Source organism: Streptomyces sp. NPDC037273, assembly GCF_055603625.1.
In genome coordinates, this window is sequence record NZ_JBVJVO010000005.1 from 269,472 (window position 1) to 292,535 (window position 23,064).

The window sequence follows — 23,064 nt, forward strand, 5'->3', positions numbered from 1 at the left end:
GGTGGGGGGGGCGGGCGTGGCCTCGACAGCTGGTGGGTTGTGGCCGGTGACCCTCGCGGCCGGCGCCGCCCCCCCCCCCCTCCCCGCCCCCTCGCCGGGGTCCTGCACCGCAGGCCCCGGCTGCGGCTCGCGGCGCTGCTCACCGCCCCGCTGCTGTGGCTGGTCCTCGCCTACCTCGGTTCGCTGGCGGCGCTGTTCCTCTCCGCCTTCTGGACGACCGACAGCTTCACCTCCGAGGTCGTCCGGATCTGGACCTCGCAGAACTTCGAGGAGCTGGTCACCTCCCCCGTCTACCGGACGGTGGCCCTGCGGACCGTCGGCGTCGCCCTCGCGGTGACCGCGCTCTGCGCGCTCATCGCCTTCCCGCTCGCCTTCTACACCGCCCGGGTCGCCCCTCCGCGCCGGCGGCCGCTGTTCGTGGTCGCGCTGCTCATGCCGCTGTGGGCGGGCTACCTGGTCAAGGTGTACGCGTGGCGGCTGATCCTTTCGGAGGGCGGCCCGCTGGACTGGGCGCTCCGGCCGTTCGGGCTGAGCGGACCGGGGTACGGGCTGACCGCCACGGTGCTCGTCCTCACGTACCTGTGGCTGCCGTACATGGCGCTGCCGATCCACACGGCGCTCGTCCAGCTCCCCGACAGTCTGCTGCACGCCTCGGCCGACCTCGGCGCGCGGGCGGGACGCACCTTCGTCTCCGTCGTGCTGCCGATGGTGTGGCCCGCGGTGGCCGCCGGATCGGTCTTCACCTTCTCGCTGAGCCTCGGCGACTACATCACGGTGCAGATCGTCGGCGGCAAGACCCAGCTGATCGGCAATCTCGTCTACTCCAACGTCACCCTCAACCTGCCGCTGGCCGCCGCGCTCGGCACCGTGCCGGTCGCCGTCATCGTGGTGTACCTGCTCGCGGTGCGGCGCTCCGGCGCGCTGCGCAGCCTGTGACCGGCCGGAAGGACCGCGACCGATGAACCTCTCCCGTCCCGCGCGGATCGCGCTGCGCACCGCGGCCGGACTCGGCTTCGCGGCGATCTACCTGCCGCTGCTGCTCGTGCTGCTCGGCTCGCTCAACCCGGACCGGTCGGCGAGCTGGCCGCCGCCGGGTCTCACGCTCGACTGGTGGGCGGCCGCCTGGGACAACGAGGGCGCCCGCGAGGCCCTGTGGACCTCGGTGAAGGCGGGCCTCGCGGCGACGGCGGTGGCGCTGGTGCTCGGCACGCTCATCGCCTTCGCGGTGCAGCGGCACTCGTTCTTCGGGCGCGAGGCCGTCTCGTTCGCGGTGGTGCTGCCGATCGCGCTGCCCGGCATCGTCACCGGCATCGCCCTCAACTCGGCCTTCGGCACGGTCCTCGCGCCCCTCGGCGTCGGCCTGGGGATGTTCACCGTGGTCGTCGGTCACGCCACCTTCTGCATCGTGGTGGTCTTCAACAACGTGGTGGCCCGGCTGCGCAGACTCCCCGGCTCGTACGAGGAGGCCGCCATGGACCTCGGCGCGCACACCTTCCGCACCTTCTGGGACGTGACGTTCCCCCTGCTGCGCTCGGCGCTCCTGGCGGGCGGTCTGCTCGCCTTCGCGCTCTCCTTCGACGAGATCGTGGTGACCACGTTCACGGCGGGGCCCGGGGTGCAGACCCTGCCGGTGTGGATCTTCAACAACATGACCCGTCCTCAGCAGGCCCCGGTGGTCAGCGTGGTGGCCGCGGCGCTCGTCCTGCTGTCGGTGGTGCCGATCTACGCCGCCCAGCGGCTGTCCTCGGACACGGCGGGCGGCGGGAGGGTCTGAGGCCGCGGCACGCGCCGCTCCACGGCGCGTGACCGCCACCCCGCTGCTACCTTTCCGAAATGCACAGCTTGTACGAGTTTCAGAGGAGGCGTGGCGCGGTCGCCACGGAGAGCGGGCGCGTGTGGTGAGGCGCCTCCGGTTCGATCTGCGCTCCCTCGCCCGCCGGGCGGCCTCGCTGCGGCCCTCTCGGCGCGGCGGGAACACCGTGACGGTGCCGGAGGCCGAGGACGCCGGCCGGGAACGGCTGCGGGACCTGGCCGCGTTGCTGTGCGAACTCGGCGCCGAACTCCTGCGGGCCGGGGAGCAGACGGCCGAGGTCGAGGGGGCGCTGCACGACGTCGCCGCCCGCTACGGCATGCGGGTGCGCTCCTTCGTGGTCCCCACTGGGCTCTTCGTCCGGGTCGGCGGCGGTCCCGACGGACGGGGCGGCGAACTGGACTTCGCCCCGGTCGAGGGACCCGACCTGCGCCTGGACCAGGTCGAGGCGCTCCAGTCGCTGGTCAAGCGGATGCGCGCCGAGGAGGTGTCCTTCGAGGACGCGCGGCGCTCGCTCCGCGAAGTGCGGGAGGCCCCCGACCGGTTCAGCCCGGCGACCACCGTCCTCGGCTACGTCCTCCTCACCGTCGGCCTCGGCGCGATGCGCCACGCGACCGTCCCGGCCGTCATCGGGTACACGGTGCTCGGCGCCGGCGTCGGCCTGCTGCGGCTCTTCGGGGACCGGCTCCCCGCCGCCCGCACCGCCCTGCCCGTGGTCGCGGCGATCCTCGTCACGGCGGCCTCCCTGCGCTGGGCCGGACCGCTCCTGCACGAGGAGCCCACGGTCCTGTACATCCCGCCGCTGATCGCCTTCCTGCCGGGCGCCGCGCTGACCCTCGGTGCCATCGAACTGGCCACCGGGGCGGCCCTGTCGGGCATGGCCCGGCTGGCCGGGGCCGTGAACGTGCTGCTGCTCCTGGCGCTCGGCATCCTCGTCGGCACCGAACTCCTGCGGCCCCGCCCGTCGGGCGGTCCCGCGTCCGACGCGCTGGGCGCCTGGGCCCCGTGGGCCGGGGTGCTGCTGCTCGGCTTCGGCTTCCTGCTGTACTTCTCCGCTCCTCCGCGCGTCACGCTGTGGCTGCTCGGCGCGCTGCTCGTCGAGCGGTTCGTGCAGTCGGCGGCCTCCGAGTTCGCCGGGGCGACGTTCGGCGCCTTCGCCGCCGGGATGCTGCTGCCCCCGATGGCCGGCTGGATCGCGCGCCACTCGCACACCCCGGACCAGGTGGTGTTCCTGCCCTGCTTCTGGCTGCTCGTGCCCGGCGCGATCGGCCTCACCAGCGTCTCCGAGATCATCGTGGAGGGTGACACCAACGCCGGCCTGGACAGCCTGGTCGGCACGGTCATCACCGTGGCCGCCATCGCCCTCGGCGTCCTCGTCGGGGCCGGTCTCCACCGGCGCCCCCGTCTCAGCCTCGGCGAACCCGCACCCGCCTCACCGCTGCCCGAACCCGGCGGGGACGGCACGTCGGAGAAGCCGAACGCCGGCGGCGGTCTCTGAGAGCCACGTGACGACGAGGCCCCGCGCTCAGCGGGGCTTCTTCGTCCATTCGAGCGTCACCCGCAGGCTCGCGTTCGCGCTGCCCTGCACGACGAGTGCCGTCAGCCGGCCCGCGTCCAGACCGAGCTGGCAGCCGAACTCGACGGTCGCCCGGTCCGGGGCCGCCTGGTGGAGGGCCTCGCCGATCTGCCCCGCGAAGGAGGACAGGGCCTCGGTGACGGCGGAGAGGTCGGGCAGGCGGTCGCCGAGCCCTTCGAGTTCCGAGTCGGGGCCGAGGCGGCGCGCCTCCACGAACAGCGTCGCGTCCCCCACCTCGACCTTGGTGACGTCGGACATCGAAGCTCCCTACGGTCGGCGGGGGCGGGCAGGACGCCAGTATCACCGAGGGGTACGGGCGGGAGGCCGCCCGCGACCGCCTCGGCGTGGCGCGGCGGGTCTCAGAGCGCGGGGCGGAGCACGCCGCCGGTCGGTCCGGCCGCGCCGCGCGCGGCGCCCGGGTCGAGGGCGCTGCCCCGCTGCCATTCGGGCCAGCTGAGGTTCCAGTCGCCGTAGCCGTTGTCGAAGGGCGTCATCGGCTCCCCGTACCCGTGGATCACCCGTACGAGGTCGCCCTCGCGGACCGTGCCGAACAGCCAGGCGGCGTCCTCGGTGCTCATACCGGTGCAGCCGTGGCTGACGTTCTCGCTGCCCTGCGCGTCGACCGACCAGGGGGCGGCGTGCAGGTACTCGCCGCTCCAGGTCACCCGGGTGGCCCAGCGGACCTTGAGGTCGTAGAAGTCGCGGCTGCCGCGCGCGATGCCGATGGAGTCGCCGCGCATCCGGACCATCGGCTCCTTGCCGAGGACGACCTTGATGCCGCCGCGGGTGCGGTAGCCGGCCTTGCCGGTGGTGACGGGCATGGTGCGGAGCGGCTCGCCGTCCCGGAACACGGTCATCGTGAGGGCGGAGACGTCGGTCACCGCCTCGATCCGGGCTCCGGTGGTGAAGGTGAGGGGACGCGAGCGCCCCCCGTAGAGACCGCCGGTGACCCGGGCGCCTTCAAGGCCGCTGCGCACGCGCACGGTGGTGTGGGCGGGCCAGTAGGAACGCGGCCGGTAGTGGAGGGTGCCGGCGTCGACCCAGTACCAGGCGCCCTCGACCCGGGGTTCGCTGCGGACGTCGAGGGCGCGTTCGACGGTGCGCCGCGCCTCGGGGTCGTCGGCGGGCACGGGGTGGCTGAGTTCGGCGGTGATCGGCTGCCCCACGCCGTACGTACGGCCGTCCTCGGGGCCGAAGGCGACGGTGAGCCGCTCCCCGGAGGGCGCGGCGGGGGTACGGAACTCCAGGCGGGCGACATCGCGGTGGACGTCCCGGCCCGAGGGCCGTTCCACGACGAGGCGGGCCGTGAAGCGGGTGCCGGCGGGCAGCGCCGCCGCGCTGGTCCACCGGGTTCCGTCGGCGCTCGGCGCCCCGGCGATCCGGCGGCCGCGCCGGTCGGTGACGGTGACGTCGGCGAGCACTCCCGGTGTGCGCAGCGCGAGTTCGACGGGGCCGTTCGCCCGTGCGTCCAGCGCGACGGGCGCACCGGTGAGCACGGGGCCGCCGGCGAGCGCGACCGTGTGCCGGGGCGCGGAGCAGAGTCCGCCGCCCGCGGAGCAGCCGTCGACCGTGACGACGGCGGTGGAACCGGGGGCCGCGGCGGGGAGCGCGTCCCGGCCGGGGGGCGTCTGCGCTGCCGTGGCGACGAGTACGGCTCCGACAGCCAGGGAAAGCGCTCCCCACCCCCGCGCGTATCTGCGTGACGACACGTCGGACACCCTCCCCTTCCGGACGACGACGTCGGCGGACGGTGCCGACCGGAGCATCAAAACTGATCAAAGCAGGAAAAGATGATCAAGACCCGGGCGTGGCGGCGGAGTGGCGGGCGAGACGACTCGAATGGGTCAGCGGGCGGGCTCGGGGAGCTCCTCACCGGTCTCCAGGAGCGACTTGAGACTGGAGATGAGCGCGGGCCACCCCTCGCCGATCAGGCCCTTGATGGTTCCACCGGGCTCCAGGTCCCCGTGCGTGACGGTGAGTCGGACGATGTCGCCGGAGGGCTCGATGTCGAACGTCACCCGGGACCTGCGCTCGGCCGCGAGCCGCTCGTACACCTCGTGATCGAGGCGGACGGCCTGCGCCCAGGCGGGGGTGAAGGTGTGCCAGGTGTACGCGAGGCGCCGGCCGGGCTCGGCGGCGAGGACGACCTGCTCGGGGTCGGCGGTCCGCCGCCCGCCCTCGTCCCAGACCATCGGGGCGCCGGGCGTCCACTCGGTCTCGAAGGCCACGCCCCAGTAGCGCCGGGTGAGCTCGGGGTCCGTGAGCGCCTTCCAGAGCTCGTCCGGGGTCGTCCGGATGTAGGTGGTGTAGACGAACGAGTCGCTGTCCATCGTGCTGCCCCTCGGATCTGCTCCCCCGCTGCCTTCCCCTCTCCAGCCTAGGCAGGCGCCGGACGGACGTGCCAGCGAGAGACACCCGTCCGGCCCGCCGGCGGCCGGTACCGAACCGGTTGAATAGGTGCGGAGGAAACTATTCAACGTGCTGCTAGCGTGTCCGGATGTCGCTCAAGCACGCCGTCCTCGCAGCTCTCCTGGAGGGCGAGGCCTCCGGATACGACCTGGCCAAGATCTTCGACGTGTCCGTCGCCAACTTCTGGGCCGCCACCCCGCAGCAGCTCTACCGCGAGCTGGACCGCCTCGACGAGGCCGGGCTGATCGAGGCCCGCGTGGTGGAGCAGGAACGGCGTCCCAACAAGCGCGTGTTCAGCCTCACGGAACCCGGCCTGCGCGATCTGGCCGCCTACACGTCGACCCCTCCGCGCCCCAGCGCCGTGCGCGACGAGCTGATGGTCCAGGTCCAGGCCTGCGACGAGGGCGACACGGCGGCGGTACGCGGCTTCGTGGCCCGGCGGATGGAGGCGGCCGGCGCCAAGCTGGCCCGCTACGACCGGCTGCGGGAGCGGATGCTCGACGGCCGCGACGAGGAGACGTACCTCGCCGAGGCCGACCGGATCGGCCCCTATCTGACCCTGATGCGCGGCCGGTTCTTCGAGGAGGAGAACCTCCGCTGGGGCGAGCGCGCCCTCGCGGTGCTCGACCGCCGCGCCGCCGCGCGGGATCCGCGTTCCGTACCGGGGGGTGCGCATTCCGCCGGGAGTTGATGGACTGGGGCGATGATGATCTTGTCACCTCGTGTCCTGCGGGCTCTCGAACGGTTCAACGCCGCCTATCCCTGGGATCACAACGCTCACTACCATCGCTGGATCCTGCGCCAGCTGCCGAGGCGCTTCCCCCGCGCCCTCGACGTCGGTTCCGGCAGTGGTGATCTCGCGAGGCTCCTGGCCGGACGAGCCGACGCCGTGAGAGCGGTCGACTCCGATCCGGCGATCACCGCTCAAGCCCGGAAACTGACTCCCGCCGCGCTGCCCGTGACCTTCGGCGTCGCGGACGCGACAGCCGAGTTCCCCGTCGGCTCCTACGACGTCATCACCTGCGTCGCCACCCTCCACCACATGCCGTTCACCCAGACACTCACCCGGTTCCGCCGCCATCTGGCCCCGGGAGGGACCCTGGTGATCGTCGGCCTGTCCCGCGCGCAGACCCCTGTGGACCACCTGCTCGGAGCCGTCGCCATTCCGGCCAACGCCGCCATGGGCTGGCTGAAGAACAGGGGGCGCCCCGCGCCACGGCCCGTCTCCATGACGGCCCCCACCCGCTCGGCGGACATGACCTTCGACGACATCGTCCGCGAAGCCGCGGACGTCCTCCCCGGGGCGAGGATTCGACGCCGGTTGTTCTGGCGCTACACGCTCGTATGGGATCAACCCTGAGGCCCGCACTCCCGCCAGTACCGCCCGCACGCACCCCCGCGTTCCGGTCGGTCGTACCCTGCGGTAACGTCACCGACCGGCCACCGGAGGCACCGGTGGCGTCGCGGGCACGGATCGGGGACGGACTGCCATGAACGTCGGTGACCTCGTCGAGGACTTCAGCCTTCCGGACGAGACGGGCGCGGCGCGCTCCCTCACCGGACTCCTTTCCGAGGGGCCGGTCGTCCTCTTCTTCTACCCGGCGGCCATGACGCCGGGCTGCACGGCCGAGGCCTGCCACTTCCGCGACCTCGCGGCCGAGTTCCGCGCCGTCGGCGCGCTCCCCGTCGGGATCAGCTCCGACGACGTCGAGCGCCAGCAGGAGTTCGCCGAGCGGCACTCCCTCGGCTACCCCCTGCTCTCCGACACGGACGGCGCCATACGCGAACGCTTCGGCGTCAAGCGCGGCTTCTCCCTCGCCCCGACCAAGCGCGTCACCTTCGTCATCGGCCAGGACCGGCGCATCCGCGAGGTCGTCCGCAGCGAGCTCCGCATGAGCGCCCACGCCGACCGCGCCCTGGCGGCCCTGCGCAAGGACTGACGTCCGACCACACGCCCACGGGCCCGGCTGCGCTTGGCGGCCGGGCCCGGGTGCGTCGTCAGACGCCGAGGAGCTTCGCCTTGGCCGCCGCGAACTCCTCGGGGGTGAGCAGCCCCTGCTGGGCGAGTTCGCCGAGGCGGGTCAGCTGGTCGGTCACGCTCGGCGCGGCCGCCGCGGCCGGGGCCGGAGGGGGCGCGACGGGAGCCGGCGGAGCGGCCGGGGCGGGTGGGGGTGCGGCGGAGGTCTGCTGCTGGGCCTGGAGTTCGGCGATGGCCTGCTCCTGGTCCTGCTCACGGCGCGCGGAGCGGGCGGCGCTGCGGCCGGCCGCGTAGGCCGCGCCGCCGACGAGGGCGCCGCGCAGCAGCGGGGCGCCGGCGGGCCGGATCACGGGTCGGACGAGCGGGCGGCGTCGCATGAACATCGGGTCAGCTCCTTCCGGCCGCGGCGCCGGCCACGGCCTCGCGGTAGGCGTCCCGCGCCTGCTCGACGTGCTCGGGGGGAATCCGTACGGTCCCGGCGATGTGGCCGCCGGCCTCGCGGATGGTCTCGGCCGCCCGCGCCGCCCAGACGTGCTCGACCAGCAGCATCAGCGCGCACGTGCCCGGTTCGAGGGTCTCGGCCGCCTCGGCCGCGTCCTCGGGGCCGAGCAGGTTCGCCTCGGGCCCGATCTCGGCGGTGGCCTCGTCGTACTCCTCGTACTCGACGAGTTCCGAGGTGGACACCTCACCGGTGACGGACTTGACGACGACGAGCGAATCGATCAGCCGCACCTGTCCCGCCCTGCGGAGGTCGGCGATCGCCGTCACCGCCGCCACTTTCAGCCGCTCCCCCGGGAAGGCGAGCACGACACATTCCACCGGCCCCATGTTGCTCCGTTCCTCGTCCGAACCGCGGCTCCGCGTGGGCACATCACACTGCCCCCGGGCCGAGGTCTCCATCCGAACACGGCGGTGGGCGGCCCGCACCCCGAGCCGCCACGACATGCGGGGGCACGGGGGCTGGGTGAGACTCACTCCAACGCGGGCCTCTCCCGGCCGCGCGGGAACGGAGTGTGCAGGAATGGACGACTACCCGCTTCTCAACCTCTTCTGGACCATGCTGTGGTTCTTCCTCTGGATCATGTGGCTGTTCCTGCTCTTCAAGGTGGTCACCGACATCTTCCGCGACCACTCCCTCAGCGGCTGGGGCAAGGCCGGCTGGCTGATCTTCTGCATCCTGCTCCCCTATCTCGGCGTGCTGGTGTACGTCATCGCCCGCGGCAAGAGCATGGGGCAGCGTGACATCAAGCAGGCCAAGGACAGCGAGGCCGCGTTCCAGGAGTACATCCGCAAGACGGCGGGCACGGCGCCCGCGGGCGGCACCAGCGCCACCGACGAGCTGGCCCGTCTCGCCGACCTGAAGGAGAAGGGCTCCATCACGGACGAGGAGTTCGAGAAGGCGAAGGCGAAGGTGCTGTCCTGACCTGACGTCCCGCGACAGGGCAGAGGAGGGCTGACGGAGGTGCGGAAGGAGGCTGGGGCGGCGGTGGCCGCCGGGCTCGCGGGCTCCCTGTGGCGGGAGGTCAAGGCGGAGCCCGGCAGGCTGCCGGAAGCCCTGGCCTCCTTCGCTCTGCGCCGCCTCGGTCCGGGTGCCGGAGCCGCCGTCGAACGGCTGCGGGCCGCGCACCCGGAGGCCGAGCCGGCGGCGCTGCGGGCCCTGGTGGTGGCACGCGGGCGCCGGGCGGTGACCGCCGAAGGGGCCTTCGTCGGCGGCCCCTTCATGCTGCTGATCCCCTTCGCCTTCTGCGGGGCCCTGCTCTCCCAGGCACGGACGGTGTTCGAACTGGCCGCCGCCGAGGGCCGGGACTCCACGGACCCGGAACGGGCGGCCGAACTCCTGGTCCTCCAGGGGGTGTACGACGACACGGTGACGGCACGGGCCGCGCTCGCGGTCGCCCCTGCCGGCCGTGCCGAACCTGCCGGCCGTGCCCGACGGAGGAAGCGCAGCGACCGCGGGCGGTGGGCCGCGCTGTGGGACGTGGTGCTCCGGATGGCCCGGCTCCTCGGTCTGCTGACGCCCGCCACCGACAGTGCGGGCTGGTTCGTCCGGGTCGGGCAGTTCCTGCTCTCGGCGGCCGTCTTCCTCGTCGGTCTGGTGGCGCCGCTGGTGTGGCTGCCGTACATGGCCTCCTCGTACTGGCGGGCCACCACACGGCTGACGGACCGGGCCACTGTCTTCTACGTCGGCGCCGTCGATCTGCGCACTCCGCGCGCTGTCCGGGTCGACACGGGCATGGGCCTGGCGCTGCTGCGGGCCCTGGGGTCGCTGCTCGTGCCCGCGATCGCGGTGTTCCTGGTCGTCGTCGCGGATCTCCGGATCGCGGGCGGGCGGTGGCCGGTGCTCGGGATCGTCCTCACCTCCAGCTGTCTGCTCACGGGCGGCTGGTGGCTGTGGCGGCACCTGCGGCACGGGCACGGACCCACCCCTTAATACGAACCCCACATACCGCTTTGATACGGTCGGAACGTGAGGCTGACGAAGTTCACCGACCTGGCGCTCCGTGCCGTGATGCGCCTGGCGGTCACCGCACCGGAGGAGTCCGTCACCACCCGCGAGGTGGCGGAGTCGATGGACGTGCCCTACGCCCACATGGCGAAGGTGGTCACCCGCCTCCAGCACCTCGGCGTGGTCGAGGCGCGGCGCGGACGCGGTGGCGGTCTGGCCCTGACGGAGCTGGGCCGACGCTCCTCGGTGGGATGGCTGGCCCGCACGCTGGAGGGCGAGGAGGAGGTCGTCGCCTGCGAGGGCGATCCGCCGTGCCCGCTGCGGACCGCCTGCCGCCTGCGGGGGGCGCTGCGCGAGGCCCAGGAGGCGTTCTACCGGGTGCTCGACCCGCTCACCGTGGCGGAGCTGGTGGACTCGCCGACCGGCCCCCTGCTGCTCACGCTCGACCCACGCCCCACCCCCTGAACCGTGACGCCCCGGGCGTCACCAGGCCCCCACACGCCTTTTAATACGCAGATCATCTACCAGATTGAGGTTGCCATGCTGTCCGAGCAGGCCGTCCCGGTCGTCCGTGCCACCCTGCCCGCCGTCGGGGGCGCGCTCGACCAGATCACCGAGCGGTTCTACGGGCGCCTCTTCGCCGCCCACCCCGAGCTCCTGCGCGACCTGTTCAACCGGGGCAACCAGGCCAACGGCGACCAGCGGAAGGCGCTCGCCGGCTCCATAGCCGCCTTCGCCGTCGCCCTGCTCGAGAACCCGGACGGCCGCCCCGACGCCATGCTGTCCCGGATCGCCCACAAGCACGCCTCGCTCGGCGTCACCTCCGACCAGTACAAGATCGTGCACGAGCACCTCTTCGCCGCGATCGTGGAGGTGCTCGGCGAGGCGGTGACCCCGGAGGTCGCCCAGGCATGGGACGAGGTGTACTGGCTGATGGCGAACGCGCTGATCGCCGTCGAAGCCCGCCTCTACCAGGAGTCGGGTGTGCCCGACGGCGAGGTCTGGCGGTCCATGGAGATCGCCGAACGCCACGAGGAGACGGCCGACACGGCGTCCTTCACCCTGCGGCCCACCGACGGCACCCCCGCCCCCGGCTTCCGCCCCGGCCAGTACGTGAGCGTCCAGGTCACGCTGCCCGACGGCGCCCGGCAGATCCGTCAGTACAGCCTCTCCGCCGCGCCGGGGAACCCGCACTGGCGCATCACCGTGAAGCGCGTCGACGGCGACCCGGCCGGCGAGGTCTCCTCCTGGCTGCACGCCCACGCCCGCACCGGTGACACGGTGGAGGTGTCGGCCCCCTTCGGTGACCTGGTGCTGCCCGAGGGCGAGGGCCCGCTGCTCCTTGCCTCCGCCGGCGTCGGCACCACCCCGATGCTGGCGATGCTCGACCATCTCGCGGCCACCGGCTCGGCCCGCCCGGTCGTGGTCGTGCACGCCGACCGCTCCCCCGCGTCCCACGCGCACGCCGCCGAACTGCGCCGCCTCGTCGGCACACTGCCCCAGGGCACCCTGCACCTCTGGTACGAAGAGCCCGGCGACTCCGGCGCCCGCCCGGGCCGCGCGGACGTGACGACGATCGACCTGCCGGCCGGCACGACCGCTTACCTCTGCGGCCCCCTCCCCTTCCTGCGTGCCGTGCGCGGCGACCTCCTGAGCGGCGGCACCGCGGCGGCGGACATCCACTACGAGGTGTTCGGTCCCGACCTGTGGCTCGGCGCCGAGAACTGAGCGGAGTTCATCGGGTCGACGTCAGTCCCGTCACGGCCGGTCCGGAGGCACGCAGCCCCCGGGCCGGCCGCGGGCGTCACGGGTGTCGCGGGTGGGTCGCTCAGCAGCCGGTCGACCAGATGTGGGAGTCGCCCCGGTCGTTGGCGGCTCCGTTGTACCCGACCTCCTGGCCTGGGGAGAGACAGATGGTCATGCTGCCGCCCTGCCAGGCGCTGTCGTAGACCTTGACGTGGTCCTTGATGCCCGGGCCGGAGATGCCGTGGTTCGCCCATGAGGAGTCGGTGTCGGCGATCCAGCTCTCCCACCAGCCGTCGTCTCCGCTCCAGTTGGCGCGCTGGCCGCCGAAGTTCGCGTCCTGCCAGACGCAGAACTCCCCGCTGGGGCATTCGGCGGCCCCCGCGGAGCTCGCGAGGGCGAGGCCCGCGGTGGTGCCGAGGAGTGCGGCGGCGGCGATGGCGAGAAGTCGCTTCACGAGGAGTGTGGCCTTTCTACGGGGGATCCTGATGGTTCTGCTGGTGCGGTGGCGGGCGGTCGCCTCGCGGGCGGTTCGGCTGCCGGCAGTGCGGCCGCCCGGAGCAGTGCGCGCTCGCGCAGCTGCCGGTAGGTGGTGAGTTCGTCGTGGTGCAGTGCGCGCACCTCGACGAGTTCTGCGGTCTCCAGGCGCTTGCGCACCTCGTCGAGTCCGCTTTCGCGGCCGCAGCGGGCGGCGACGGCAGGGTCGGGGCGCTCGGGCCTGGGGCGGTCGGGCGGGGTCGCGCAACTGGTCCAGCGGGCGAGCGCCGCCCGGTGGGCCGGGTCGTCGCGCATACGGGCCTGGGCTTCGGCACGGAGGTTGTCGACGGTGACCTGGACACGGAACCAGCGCCGCTGGTCGCCGTAGAGCCGCTGCCTGGCGGTGGCGAGGCACCCGTCGTCGTGGGCGGTGACGGTGGCGCCCGTGGCCAGGGTGACGGAGAGCTCGCGAGGTCCGGCGCCGAAGAGCGCCGCTTGGAGGGCACGGTCCTCGTCGGGCGCGCGGGGCCTGGCCGCGAGGCTGATCCCCTGGGCGCTCAGGCACTCATCGACGAGCCGGCGCTCCGCGGCCTTGAGCAGCTCGTCCTGGCCCGCCTTGGTGACCGGCACGGCCGGGGGTCCCGGCCCTGCCGAACGTCCCGGGCCGACCACGGTGCAGCCGGAGAGCAGCAGCGATGCGGCGGCGGTGACGACTGCCCTGCGGGCGGGCCCGGCGGTACGCAGCATGGTGGTCCCCCTTCGAACGTCCCTGGTCGGAGCCGCCTTCCGGTGATCGTCAGACGGCCCGGGGGATCACTGCCCGGAGGCTCGGCGACCATGCCGATGCTCACTCGAACGAGTCGAACGCGCCGGTGCGTGCGCCCCTCGGGCGCCGTCCGCGTGCCCTGCGCGGGGAGCCCGGGCGCTGGGGTGCCCGGGGGCGCCGGGGAACGACGAAGCCCCGGTTGGACGGGGGTTTCCAACCGGGGCCGATCGTCGTGACGGCGAAGGGCGGTCACCTCTCGGGGGGGGACCTTGGGGACCGGGCCCCTTCGCAGTCACATACGTATGAACGGTAAACCTTTCCCGAATGTTCCGAGAGGTCCTAGGTGGGCGATGTGAGTCACCTCACCCGTTTTCATCAGGTGATCTCAGTCCTTCTCGGGGCGGTAGACGGCACCCGGCTCGGCCTTTCCGGGCGCGAGGAGCTCCGGCACCGTCACGAAGGTGAAGCCTCGCCGCTTGAGCTCGTCGATGATCGACGGGACGGCGGGGACGGTGCCGTCGTAGATGTCGTGGAGAAGGATGATGCCGTCCTCGTGCGCCTGCTCCAGGACGCGCTGCCGGATGAGGGCCGAGTCGGTGGTGGAGTAGTCCTTGGCGGTGATGCTCCAGAGGACCTGGGCGAGTCCGAGCTCGCGGCTGACATCGGAGACGGTGTCGTCGGTCCTGCCCTGCGGCGGACGCATGAGGGTGGGCTTGCGGCCGGTGATCTTCTCGACGGCGTCCTGGGTGCGCGACAGCTCGTCGCGGACCTCGGCGGCGTCCAGGTCGGTCAGGATCCGGTGGGTCCAGGTGTGGTTGGCGACCTCGTGCCCTTCGTCCGAGATCCGCTTGACCACCGCGGGATAGCGGTTGACGTGCTTGTTCCCGAGCAGGAAGAAGGTCGCGGGGACCTTCTTCTCCTTGAGGATGTCGAGGAGCCTGGGGGTGTCCTCGCCCGGTCCGGCGTCGAAGGTCAGGGCGATGCACTTGACCTTCTCGCAGTCGACGCGACGGGCGGCGGCGTCGGCCTTGGTGCCCGCCCCCGCCTCTTCCCGCGCGTCCTGCGGAGTGACCGTGTCGGTTCCACAGGCGGTGAGCGTCAGCATCAGCGACGCGGCGGCGAGCAGGGCGGTGGCCGCTCCCCCGCGTCGGCCCGTCCTGGATCGGAACATGGTGGGACCCGCTTTCCCCTTAGTGGCTTCGGTACAGCCGCGCGCCCGCCTGGTCAGGGCGGGGATCACGACCGCCAGGAACTCTACACACGGTGTATACCGGGGTGACCTGCGGGGTCCCTGCTCGGAGGCACAGGTGAACCCCGGGCGGAACCCGTCCGCTCCGTCCGGGGTGTCCGCGCCCCCCGCTCAGCGGGAGGCGAGCAGCAGCCGGGCCTCGGTCTCCTGGTCGCCGGAGACGGCCTGCAGGGACTGGATATCGAAGCCCGTGGCAAGCACCTTCTGGACTTCGTCCACAGCGTGGTACCCACCGGAGAGGGTGGCGCCGACCAGTGCGGACAGATGCGCGGGGCCCACCTCCTGGTGCTGCCCGCCGGCCGTGTCGTAGATGGCCGTCCAGACGGTGGGCGCGGGTCCCGTGGCCGTCTGTGGATTGGGGGTCGCCGTGTCCTCCAGCTGGTAGACGCGGTCGAGGACGTCGAAGACGGCCCGCGCGTCCTCCCGGCTGCAGTCGCACAGCTGCACGGTGACGTCGGTGTCGATGTGCAAGTCGTACACGTCGCTCATCTCCTCGCGGCGCGCCGGTCGGTCGTGGTGCCACGCGGTCGTCGTACCGGGCGCTCGTCGTGCCACGTCTCCAGCATCCCTCGCGGAACGCGGTCCCGCGAGACCCGCACGGCCGGCTCAGCCGCGCCCGACTCAGCCACGCACGGCTCGACCGCCCGGCTCAGCCACGGCCGGCTCAGCCACGGCCGGTGATCGTCTCGACGGTGTCGGCCTCCGAGGCCGGCTTGTCGGGCCGGTGGCGCACGACCCGGGCGAAGCGCAGGGTCACGCCCGCCGGGTATCGGGTGGATCTCTGGAGTCCGTCGTAGGCGATCTCCACGACGAGTTCGGGCCGCACCCGCACGGTGAACCCGTCGTCCGACTCCGCGAGTTCACCCAGCCGCTCCGTCTGCCAGCGCAGCATTTCGTCGGAAAGGCCTTTGAAGGTTTTCCCGAGCATCACGAACCCGCCGTCGGAGGTCCGTGCGCCGAGGTGCAGGTTGGAGAACAGCCCCGTCCTGCGCCCGTGCCCGCGCTCCACAGCGAGGACAACCAGGTCGACCGTGTGGACGGGCTTCACCTTCAGCCAGGTGCGCCCCCGTCGCCCGGCCACATAGGGCGCCTCGAGCGCCTTCACCAGGACCCCCTCGTGTCCCCGGGCCAGCGTGTCGGTGAAGAACCGCTCGGCCGCCTCGACCTGCACCGGGTCCGCCGGGTCGCTGACGACGAGACGGCCCACCCGGTGGGACGCCGGGAGCAGTCGGGCGAGCACCTCGTGCCGTTCCCGGCCGGTCCGGTCGATCAGGCCCTCACCGTCCGCCGCGAGCACGTCGAAGAATACGGGCGTCAGTGGAAGCGCCGCGTGCGCGCCCGCCACGTCGGTGCGGGAGCCGACCCGGGACGAGATGGTCTGGAAGGACGCCGGGCGCCCGGTCTCCGGGTCGAGCGCGATGACCTCGCCGTCCAGGATGAACCCGTCAGCGGGCACGGCCCGCACGACCTCCACCACCTCGGGGAGGCGGTCGGTGATGTCGTCGAGCGAACGGGTGTGCACGCGGACCTCGTCGCCACGGCGGTGGACCTGGATGCGGAAGCCGTCGAGCTTCTCCTCCACGGCGCACGGCCCGAGAGCCTCGACCGCCTCCGTCACGGAGCCCGCCGTGTGCGCCAGCATCGGCAGCACGGGGCTCCCGACCCGCAGCGTGAACCGGTCGAGCGCGGCAGCCCCCTCGGCGAGCACCGCCTGGGCGACCGGCGGCAGCGACCCTTCGAGCATCACCGCGCGCCGCAGCTCGGCGGCCGGCACGGTGGCCGCCCGCGCGACTCCCTCCAGCGCGATGGCGTCGAGTGCTCCCTGCCGCACCTCCCCTGTGAGCAGTCGCAGCAGCAGTTCCTGTTCGGCGAGGGTGGCGGCGGCGAACAGCGCGTGGACGAGCCGGGTCCGCTCGGCCTTCGCCCCCGCTCCCGAGACCGCGGCCAGCCCCGTCATCGCGGCGTCGACCCGATCCAGCGTGAGCGTAGGGCTCTGGGCCGGGGGAACGGCCGGGGGGACGACTTCCTTCAGCACGCTCCAGCCGACGCCGATCCGCCCCTGCGGGAGCCGCCCCGACAGGTACGCGATCACCAGCGGACTCTCGTCCGGGTCGGCCTCCGCGAACAGTTCGGCGAGCAACCCGATCTTGCGGGACCGCGCCGACGCCGCGGCGACCTCCCGTGACACCTCCGCGACTTGGGCCAGCAGCATGGGGCCATCCTCCCCACACCCCGCCCCCACCGCACCCCGACTCCCCCGCGACGGTCCGCCTCCGCCTCAGGGCCAGGCCACCGGCCGCCTCCCCCTCCGGACACGCCCCTCCCCCGGCCCTCGCTTTCGCCGCAGCCGATCGAGGAGCCGGGTCCGCTGCGGTGGCAGTGCGGTCACGTACACCCCGGACACGACCACGGGCTCACGCTCAGGCTGAGTCTCACGCTGAGGCTGAGGCTGAGGCTCGGGCCCTGGCACCGGCACCGGCACCGGCACCGGCTCCCACCCCGACCGTGGCGCGAGCCCAGCCTCGCCCTCCGGCACAGACGCCCCGAAGCCCCCGGCAGGCGCCTCGCGGATCGCACCGTCCCCGGGGTACGGCGCCGATCGCCGTTCGCGGGCCTCGTCCAAAGCCAATCCGAGGCTCATCCGGTGCCACAGGATCTCGTCGGGTTCGTCCGCGCGCGTGAGGCGTTGGGCGATGTCGTGTGCGGCGGCCGCGGTCGGCATGCCGGAGGGGGGCGGGGGGCGGAGCCGGTCCAGGTGGGCGCGTTCGTAGGGGTCGTCGACGACTTCGGCGACCTGGACGGGGTCCAGGAGTGAGGCGATGGCGGCGGCGCGGGCCCAGGGGTCGTCCGTGGCGCGAAGGAGGAGGCCGAGCCGGCGGGCGCGCCAGTTCCGGGGGCGTCGGTCCTCGTGGGCGGCGAGGCGTTCGCGGAGGTCGAGGGGCAGTCGCCCGGAGAGGAGGGCCGGGCAGCGGCGGCCGAAGTCGGCGGCCTCCTCGGCGAGGTACGTCCACACCACCGCGCGGTAGCGGTTGAGGGTGAACCGCACGGGGCTGAGGTATCCCATGCGGGCGAGCTTGGTGAAGCGTTCGGGGGTGATCGACAGAAGGGCCGCCGCCTCCCCCGTACCGACCGTGCGCACGCGGTCGCGGAGTCCGGCGGGGAAGTCGGGCGCCGCGCTGAGGCGGTCGAGCTCGCCACGCTCGACCCGCCTCCGTCCGCCCTCGCCCGTCGGTACCGTCCTCACCAGACCGAGCTGGACCGCGAGCCGGAACTCATCGCGCCTCAGTTCCAGTTCTTGTGCGGCCCGCGCCGGTGTGACCGTGCGCGTCCCTTCGTCCACCGTCATCGTGTGACCCTCCCCCGTACGTCCGTCTTCTCTTCGTGCTGTGAGCCCCTCGGACCCACGAAGAGAAAGTAACGCAGAGTGACGACAGTCGCACGACCTGTGGACAACGACCTGTGGACAAGCACTTACGGACTACTGCTCGTGCACAGGCGCTCAGGACGTCAGAGCGCGCCGCCGGGCAGGCCGGGCTGGCGTGCGGCGACGCCGAGGTGTTCGCCGACGCGGTTGACGAGCAGGGTCATCTCGTAGGCGACCTGGCCGACGTCCGCCTCGGCGCCGCTGAGGACGCAGAGGCAGCTGCCCTCGCCGGCGGCCGTGACGAAGAGCAGCGCCTCGTCGAACTCGACCATCGTCTGTCGCGCCCGGCCCGCGCGGAAGTGCCGGCCCGAGCCGCGGGCGAGGCTGTGGAGGCCGGAGGAGACGGCCGCGAGGTGCTCGGCGTCCTCGCGTGCGAGTCCGCTGCTGGCGCCGGTCACCAGGCCGTCGTTCGACAGCACCAGCGCGTGCCGTATGTAACCGACCCGCTGGGTCAGGTCGTCGAGGAGCCAGTCCAGGCCCTTGTCCAATGCCATCAGTGTTCCTCCCCCTGGGTGGTGCGTCCCCCGTCGACCCGGATTCCCGTGGTCCCCGTGCCGTCGTGGGCCGCCGTATCGCCCGCAAGCCTTACGCACTGTCGTGAGCAGGGCAAGCACCGCACCACGCTCGCGCGTGCCGCGGGAGGGCACCAAGGGCCGGGAGGCGGTTCGGTCGGCATCGGGGCGGCGGGTTCCGGCCGGTGGCCGGGGGTCAGCCGACCGTGTCCAGGAGCCGTGCGGTGTACATCCGTCCCGCGTACTCGACCAGGCGGATGAGCACTTCCTTTCCGGAGTCGCGGTCGCGCGCGTCGCACAGGACGACGGGGGTGCCGCGGTCCAGGTCGAGGGCGCGGGAGACGTCGGCGGCGCCGTACGTACGCGCGCCCGTGAAGCAGTTGACGGCGACGACGAAGGGGATCTTCCGGTGCTCGAAGTAGTCGACCGCGGGGAAGCAGTCCTCCAGGCGCCGGGTGTCGGCGAGGACGACGGCTCCCAGGGCGCCCTGGGACAGTTCGTCCCAGAGGAACCAGAACCGGTCCTGGCCGGGCGTGCCGAAGAGGTAGAGGGAGAGCCCGGAGCGGATGGTGATGCGGCCGAAGTCCATGGCGACGGTCGTGGTGGTCTTCTGGTCGACGCCGCCGGTGTCGTCCACCGACTGACCGGCGCGACTGAGCTGTTCCTCGGTGCGCAGGGGACGTATCTCGCTGACGGCGCCGACGAGGGTCGTCTTGCCGACGCCGAATCCGCCGGCGACGAGGATCTTCAGGGCGAGGGCGGTGTCCGCCTCGTCGCCCGCACCGGTGCTCTCAGAGCGCTCGTAGGCCATCGATTACTTCCCTCAGGATTCTTTCGTCAGGGAGCTGTGCGGGCGGTACGGGTCTGCTGACGCGCACGAAGCCCGATTCGAGGAGGTCGCCGAGGAGGACCCGGACGACACCGACGGGGAGGTCGGCGTCGGCGGCGAGTTCGGCCACCGACTGTGTCTCGGCCCGGCACAGGGTGAGCAGGGACCGGTGCTCGGGCCCGAGGAGGGCCTCGTCCGCCGGGCCCGGCGGGTCGTCGTCGACGACGACGAGGGCGATGAGGTCGAACCGCACGTTGCTGGGGCCCGGTTTGGTGCGGCCGCCGGTCATCGCGTAGGGACGGACGAGTGGTCCGGCGTCGGCGTCGTACCACTGACTGCCCGGTACGGACGGGCCTTCCCCGGTGCTGTCCTCGTTCATGGGTCTCTCCGGGTCAGCCGGCGCTCGGCGGTGTCATCGAGAGCCGCGGCGGGGTGTGCAGGTGCTCGCCGACGCGCTTGACGAGGCGGGCCATCTCGTAGGCGATGAGGCCGATGTCGGCGCTCGCGGAGCTGAGGACGGCGAGGCAGGAGCCGTCTCCGGCGGCGGCGACGAAGAGGAAGCCGTCGTCCATCTCGACCATCGTCTGGCGTACCCCGCCGGTGTGGAACTGGCGTCCGGCGCCCTTGGCGAGGCTGTGGAAGCCGGAGGCGATGGCGGCCAGGTGCTCGGCGTCCTCGCGGCTGAGGCCGCTGGAGGCGCCGACGGCGAGTCCGTCGTTGGAGAGCACTACGGTGTGCCGGACCTCGCGGACCCGCATGACGAGGTCGTCGAGGAGCCAGTCGAGTTCGCCGGAGCGGTGGTGGGTGATCCTCTCGTGGTCGATCATGCGTCGTCTCCTTCGCTGCGGGGGTCGTCGAGGGGGGTCGTGATGTAGCCGGAACCGAGGGGGCGACGGGGTCCTGACGCGCCGCCACCGCCTCGCTGCCAGCCGTCCTGGAAGGCGGACATCCGGTCCCTGACCTGTTCCGGGGTGCGGGTGTCCGTGGCGGCGGCCGGGGTGGGCACGGGCTCGGGAGCCGGTGCCTCGCGCAGCTGCGGTACGAGGCTCGCCTGGCGTACCCGACGGGGCAGTTCGGCCTCGGGGTCGTCGTGTCCGGCCGGGGCCTCGGGCGTGGTGGACGGGTGTTCGACCGCCGGCGGCTGCGTGGCGGCGTCGCGGGGGCGCAGTGCGGTGACGCCCGCGGGCGGGGCCCCCGCGTCCGGTCGAGCGGCGAGTGCGGGCACGGCGGTCGGGCGCGTGAGCGGCTGCGGCGGGCGGGGGGACGGCACGGACTGGGGGGTGGACGACGGACGGGAGCCGTCCGCCGGACGGGGCGCGCCCGCGGGTGGTTGCGGGGCGCTGCGGCGCGGTCCCACGGCCGGGCCCGCGGTGGGGGCGACGGGGCGGACCGGTGCGCCGGGCGCGAGCGCGGGGGGCGTCGTGGCGCTCGGGCCGGGCTGCGGGGGTGTGCGCGGTCCCGGTGCCCGGCCGAAGCGGCGGGCCTCGGCGCGCTGGGCCTCTTCGCGTTCCCGGGCGGCGCGGGCGTGATGGTCGCCGGCCGTCTGGGGCGCCGCGCCGGAGGCCTGGGTTCGGGGGTCTCCGGTGGGCGCGGCTCCGGTGTGGGTGGCGTCGGGTCCCGGTGCGGTCGCGGGTGTGCCGCGGCCGGGGGGCAGGGCGCCCTGGAGGAGGTCGGTGGGGAGCAGGACGACGGCCGTGGTGCCGCCGTAGGGGGAGGTACGGAGGTGGACCTTGATGTCGTGGCGGGCGGAGAGGCGGCTGACCACGAAGAGTCCGAGCCGGTCGCTGTCGAAGAGGTCCAGGGCCTCGGACTGGGCGATGCGGTCGTTGGCCTCGGCGAGGGTCTCCTTGCCCATGCCGAGTCCGCGGTCCTCGATCTCCAGGGCGTACCCGTTGCCGACGGGCTCGCCGCTGACGCGGACCTTGGTGTGGGGCGGGGAGAACTGTGCCGCGTTCTCAATGAGTTCGGCCAGGAGGTGGGTGAGGTCGGCGACGGCGCCGCCGACGACGGCCGTCTCGGGCAGTCTGCGCACCTCCACGCGCGCGTAGTCCTCGATTTCGGAGACGGCTGCCCGGACGACGTTGGTGAGGGGGACGGGCATCCGCCAGGCGCGGCCGGGTGCGGCGCCGGAGAGGATGATCAGGCTCTCGGCGTGGCGCCGCATGCGGGTGGTCAGGTGGTCGAGGCGGAAGAGGTCGCCGAGCTCGTTGGGGTCGTCGGCGCGCCGCTCCATGCTGTCCAGGAGGTTGAGCTGGCGGTGGACGAGGACCTGGCTGCGGCGGGCGAGGTTGACGAAGACACCGGAGATGCCGCTGGCGAGTTCGGCGCGTTCGACGGCGGCGGAGAGGGCCGCGCGGTGGACGGTGGTGAGGGCCTCGCCGACCTGGCCGATCTCGTCCTGGGAGACGGGCCCGGGCGGGGCTTCCGCCTGGACGTCGATCTCCTCGCCCGCGCGCAGCCGGCGCATGGCGGCGGGGAGTTTGCGGCGGGCGATGCCGAGCGCGGTGTTGCGCAGGCTCACGAGCTCGACGACGAGGCCGCGGCCGATCCGGACGGAGATGACGAGGGAGGCGGCAACGGCCGCGAGGCCGAGGACGACGGCGGCGCCGCCGGCGCTGAGGACTCCGCCGGCGAAGGGGTCGGCGCGGCCGGCCGCCTCGGTGCGGGCGTCGGTCTCGATCGCTGTGAGGCCGCGGTGGACGGCGGTGACGGCGTCGTCCCAGTCGGCGGAGGTGACGGCCTGGGCGGCGGGCCGGCCGGGGTTCGCCGCGCGGATTCGGTCCTCGGCCCGGGTGAGCCGGGCGTGGTCGCCGCCCGCCGCGAGTTCGGCCCATTCGGCGCGGGCTGCGGCGGGCAGGTCGGCGGTGGCCGTGGCGGTGAGGGTGCGCCGGGTCTCGACGGCGCCGGAGAACGCGCGGAGTCCTTCCGCGCTGAGGCTGCCGGTGAGGTGGGCGGAGCCGAGGAGGGCGTCCTCGCGCGAGAGCATCTCGACCGCCCGGCCGAATTCGAGGAGTACGCGCGCGTCGGATCCCTGCCCGCCGTCCTGGATGCCGGTGAGGGCGCCGCCGACGGCGAAGGCGGCGGAGATGGCGTTCGTGTACTCCTCGTACACCTGGTCCCGGTCGGCCCTGCCGTCGGCCGCGGCGGTACGGAGCTTGGCGAGGCCCTCGACCTTGGCGACGAACGCGCCGACGCGGCCGGCGACCTCGTCCGGCAGGTCACCGGTGTCGCCGACGGTGTGTGTGTCGTCGAGGCGGAGCCGGTCGACGGCCTCGTCGGTGCGGCGGACGCGGTCCTTGAGCTCGGCGGCCCGGCCGGCGCCGGGCGCCGCGACCTGCCGTACGGCGGCGCGCCGTTCGTCCTGGAGGGCGGCGAGGGCGGCGGACACCGGCTCGCGGATCTCGGCGTCGACGCGCTGGAGCCTGCGGAGCCCGGCGACGTCCTGCGCGGTGGTGACGGTCGCGAATCCCCACAGGGCGAGGAGCGAGACGACCGGGACCATCAGGAGCGACACGATCTTGGCGCGGACCGTACGGGGGCGCAGCCCCTGTCCCATGCGACGCCCAGGGCCGGAGGTCCGCGGGTCCGTAGTGGCGGGTCCCCCGACGGTGGGCCCTTCGATGCTGTCGGGGTGCGCTCGGCCGGGCGCCGGGGCGGAGTCGGCGGGAGGCGTGACCGGCGCCTCGGCGGGGGTGCGGCCGGTGGCCGGGAAGGCGTCCGGGGTCCGCCCCGGCTCGTCGGCGGGCGGCCCGGCGTGTGCGCGCCGCCCGCGTGCGGCGGCCGGCGGCGGTGTCGCCCCGGTGCCCTTGGTCTTGCGGGGAGTTCGCATGGCCTCCTCGTTCCGG

At 73.4% G+C, this 23,064-nt stretch carries 26 protein-coding genes; 10 read left to right on the forward strand and 16 right to left on the reverse strand.

Annotation, left to right across the window (positions count from 1 at the left end; genetic code table 11):
* The first annotated feature begins 39 nt into the window (after positions 1 to 39).
* The 3 genes from ACZ7G1_RS16110 (at position 40) to ACZ7G1_RS16120 (ending at position 3,308) form a co-directional block, all read left to right on the forward strand.
* The gene (locus ACZ7G1_RS16110; RefSeq protein ID WP_471204170.1) at positions 40 to 936 is read left to right on the forward strand and encodes an ABC transporter permease; all 897 of its coding nucleotides are present in this window, start codon (positions 40 to 42) and stop codon (positions 934 to 936) included.
* 22 nt (positions 937 to 958) lie between these two features.
* Positions 959 to 1,774: an ABC transporter permease gene (locus ACZ7G1_RS16115; protein ID WP_470881574.1), complete on the forward strand. Its 816-nt coding sequence runs from the start codon at positions 959 to 961 to the stop codon at positions 1,772 to 1,774.
* Positions 1,775 to 1,895: 121 nt separating this feature from the next.
* Complete coding sequence (locus ACZ7G1_RS16120) at positions 1,896 to 3,308, forward strand: threonine/serine exporter family protein (RefSeq protein ID WP_470881572.1); 1,413 nt, start codon at positions 1,896 to 1,898, stop codon at positions 3,306 to 3,308.
* Positions 3,309 to 3,335: 27 nt separating this feature from the next.
* On the opposite strand, the gene ACZ7G1_RS16125 is transcribed toward ACZ7G1_RS16120, so the two are convergent.
* The 3 genes from ACZ7G1_RS16125 to ACZ7G1_RS16135 form a co-directional block, all read right to left on the reverse strand.
* Entirely contained in the window at positions 3,336 to 3,644 is a 309-nt protein-coding gene (locus ACZ7G1_RS16125; protein WP_470881570.1) for a CU044_2847 family protein, read from the reverse strand.
* A 101-nt stretch (positions 3,645 to 3,745) separates the two neighbouring features.
* A complete protein-coding gene (locus tag ACZ7G1_RS16130; RefSeq protein WP_470881568.1) occupies positions 3,746 to 5,095 on the reverse strand; it encodes a L,D-transpeptidase in 1,350 nt (449 codons plus the stop codon).
* 135 nt (positions 5,096 to 5,230) lie between these two features.
* The gene (locus tag ACZ7G1_RS16135) at positions 5,231 to 5,716 is read right to left on the reverse strand and encodes an SRPBCC family protein (protein ID WP_470881566.1); all 486 of its coding nucleotides are present in this window, start codon (positions 5,714 to 5,716) and stop codon (positions 5,231 to 5,233) included.
* Between the two features lie 167 nt (positions 5,717 to 5,883).
* Between ACZ7G1_RS16135 and ACZ7G1_RS16140 the strand changes: the two genes are divergently transcribed.
* The 3 genes from ACZ7G1_RS16140 to ACZ7G1_RS16150 all read left to right on the forward strand — a co-directional run bounded on the left by ACZ7G1_RS16140 (position 5,884) and on the right by ACZ7G1_RS16150 (position 7,735).
* A complete protein-coding gene (locus ACZ7G1_RS16140; RefSeq protein WP_470881564.1) occupies positions 5,884 to 6,486 on the forward strand; it encodes a PadR family transcriptional regulator in 603 nt (200 codons plus the stop codon).
* A gap of 12 nt (positions 6,487 to 6,498) precedes the next feature.
* Entirely contained in the window at positions 6,499 to 7,155 is a 657-nt protein-coding gene (locus tag ACZ7G1_RS16145) for a class I SAM-dependent methyltransferase (protein ID WP_470881562.1), read from the forward strand.
* 130 nt (positions 7,156 to 7,285) lie between these two features.
* Complete coding sequence (locus ACZ7G1_RS16150) at positions 7,286 to 7,735, forward strand: peroxiredoxin (protein WP_470881560.1); 450 nt, start codon at positions 7,286 to 7,288, stop codon at positions 7,733 to 7,735.
* Between the two features lie 58 nt (positions 7,736 to 7,793).
* On the opposite strand, the gene ACZ7G1_RS16155 is transcribed toward ACZ7G1_RS16150, so the two are convergent.
* On the reverse strand, positions 7,794 to 8,156 hold the full coding sequence (locus ACZ7G1_RS16155) for an SHOCT domain-containing protein (protein WP_470881558.1): 363 nt from the start codon (positions 8,154 to 8,156) through the stop codon (positions 7,794 to 7,796).
* A 4-nt stretch (positions 8,157 to 8,160) separates the two neighbouring features.
* A complete protein-coding gene (locus ACZ7G1_RS16160; RefSeq protein ID WP_470881557.1) occupies positions 8,161 to 8,601 on the reverse strand; it encodes a DUF6325 family protein in 441 nt (146 codons plus the stop codon).
* Positions 8,602 to 8,794: 193 nt separating this feature from the next.
* Between ACZ7G1_RS16160 and ACZ7G1_RS16165 the strand changes: the two genes are divergently transcribed.
* The 4 genes from ACZ7G1_RS16165 to ACZ7G1_RS16180 all read left to right on the forward strand — a co-directional run bounded on the left by ACZ7G1_RS16165 (position 8,795) and on the right by ACZ7G1_RS16180 (position 11,947).
* Positions 8,795 to 9,196, forward strand: a complete 402-nt coding sequence (locus tag ACZ7G1_RS16165) for an SHOCT domain-containing protein (RefSeq protein WP_470881555.1) — start codon at positions 8,795 to 8,797, stop codon at positions 9,194 to 9,196.
* 39 nt (positions 9,197 to 9,235) lie between these two features.
* Positions 9,236 to 10,204 carry a hypothetical protein gene (locus ACZ7G1_RS16170; RefSeq protein ID WP_470881554.1) on the forward strand — a complete coding sequence of 323 codons (969 nt, stop codon included), beginning with the start codon at positions 9,236 to 9,238 and terminating at the stop codon, positions 10,202 to 10,204.
* Between the two features lie 36 nt (positions 10,205 to 10,240).
* Positions 10,241 to 10,684 carry an RrF2 family transcriptional regulator gene (locus tag ACZ7G1_RS16175; RefSeq protein WP_470881552.1) on the forward strand — a complete coding sequence of 148 codons (444 nt, stop codon included), beginning with the start codon at positions 10,241 to 10,243 and terminating at the stop codon, positions 10,682 to 10,684.
* Positions 10,685 to 10,759: 75 nt separating this feature from the next.
* Positions 10,760 to 11,947: a globin domain-containing protein gene (locus ACZ7G1_RS16180; protein ID WP_470881550.1), complete on the forward strand. Its 1,188-nt coding sequence runs from the start codon at positions 10,760 to 10,762 to the stop codon at positions 11,945 to 11,947.
* A 100-nt stretch (positions 11,948 to 12,047) separates the two neighbouring features.
* On the opposite strand, the gene ACZ7G1_RS16185 is transcribed toward ACZ7G1_RS16180, so the two are convergent.
* The 11 genes from ACZ7G1_RS16185 to ACZ7G1_RS16235 all read right to left on the reverse strand — a co-directional run bounded on the left by ACZ7G1_RS16185 (position 12,048) and on the right by ACZ7G1_RS16235 (position 23,048).
* A complete protein-coding gene (locus ACZ7G1_RS16185) occupies positions 12,048 to 12,419 on the reverse strand; it encodes a peptidase inhibitor family I36 protein (protein ID WP_470881548.1) in 372 nt (123 codons plus the stop codon).
* Positions 12,416 to 13,186, reverse strand: a complete 771-nt coding sequence (locus tag ACZ7G1_RS16190; RefSeq protein WP_470881546.1) for a hypothetical protein — start codon at positions 13,184 to 13,186, stop codon at positions 12,416 to 12,418. Before ACZ7G1_RS16190 ends, ACZ7G1_RS16185 begins: the two co-directional genes overlap by 4 nt.
* A 404-nt stretch (positions 13,187 to 13,590) precedes the next feature.
* A complete protein-coding gene (locus tag ACZ7G1_RS16195; protein ID WP_470881545.1) occupies positions 13,591 to 14,376 on the reverse strand; it encodes a polysaccharide deacetylase family protein in 786 nt (261 codons plus the stop codon).
* Positions 14,377 to 14,565: 189 nt separating this feature from the next.
* Positions 14,566 to 15,009 carry a hypothetical protein gene (locus tag ACZ7G1_RS16200; protein WP_470881543.1) on the reverse strand — a complete coding sequence of 148 codons (444 nt, stop codon included), beginning with the start codon at positions 15,007 to 15,009 and terminating at the stop codon, positions 14,566 to 14,568.
* A gap of 109 nt (positions 15,010 to 15,118) precedes the next feature.
* Positions 15,119 to 16,666, reverse strand: coding sequence for an ATP-dependent DNA ligase (locus tag ACZ7G1_RS16205; protein ID WP_470881542.1), 1,548 nt, complete (start codon positions 16,664 to 16,666; stop codon positions 15,119 to 15,121).
* Between the two features lie 66 nt (positions 16,667 to 16,732).
* On the reverse strand, positions 16,733 to 17,800 hold the full coding sequence (locus tag ACZ7G1_RS16210) for a DUF6397 family protein (protein ID WP_470881540.1): 1,068 nt from the start codon (positions 17,798 to 17,800) through the stop codon (positions 16,733 to 16,735).
* A gap of 161 nt (positions 17,801 to 17,961) precedes the next feature.
* Positions 17,962 to 18,372, reverse strand: coding sequence for a roadblock/LC7 domain-containing protein (locus tag ACZ7G1_RS16215; protein WP_470881538.1), 411 nt, complete (start codon positions 18,370 to 18,372; stop codon positions 17,962 to 17,964).
* A 214-nt stretch (positions 18,373 to 18,586) separates the two neighbouring features.
* Positions 18,587 to 19,201 (reverse strand): GTP-binding protein, encoded by a 615-nt coding sequence (locus ACZ7G1_RS16220; protein WP_470881536.1) that lies wholly within the window; start codon positions 19,199 to 19,201, stop codon positions 18,587 to 18,589.
* Entirely contained in the window at positions 19,182 to 19,598 is a 417-nt protein-coding gene (locus ACZ7G1_RS16225) for a DUF742 domain-containing protein (RefSeq protein ID WP_470881534.1), read from the reverse strand. Before ACZ7G1_RS16225 ends, ACZ7G1_RS16220 begins: the two co-directional genes overlap by 20 nt.
* A 13-nt stretch (positions 19,599 to 19,611) precedes the next feature.
* Complete coding sequence (locus tag ACZ7G1_RS16230) at positions 19,612 to 20,046, reverse strand: roadblock/LC7 domain-containing protein (protein ID WP_470881532.1); 435 nt, start codon at positions 20,044 to 20,046, stop codon at positions 19,612 to 19,614.
* Positions 20,043 to 23,048 (reverse strand): sensor histidine kinase, encoded by a 3,006-nt coding sequence (locus ACZ7G1_RS16235; RefSeq protein WP_470881531.1) that lies wholly within the window; start codon positions 23,046 to 23,048, stop codon positions 20,043 to 20,045. The genes ACZ7G1_RS16230 and ACZ7G1_RS16235 overlap by 4 nt, the downstream gene beginning before the upstream one ends.
* Positions 23,049 to 23,064 lie beyond the last annotated feature (16 nt).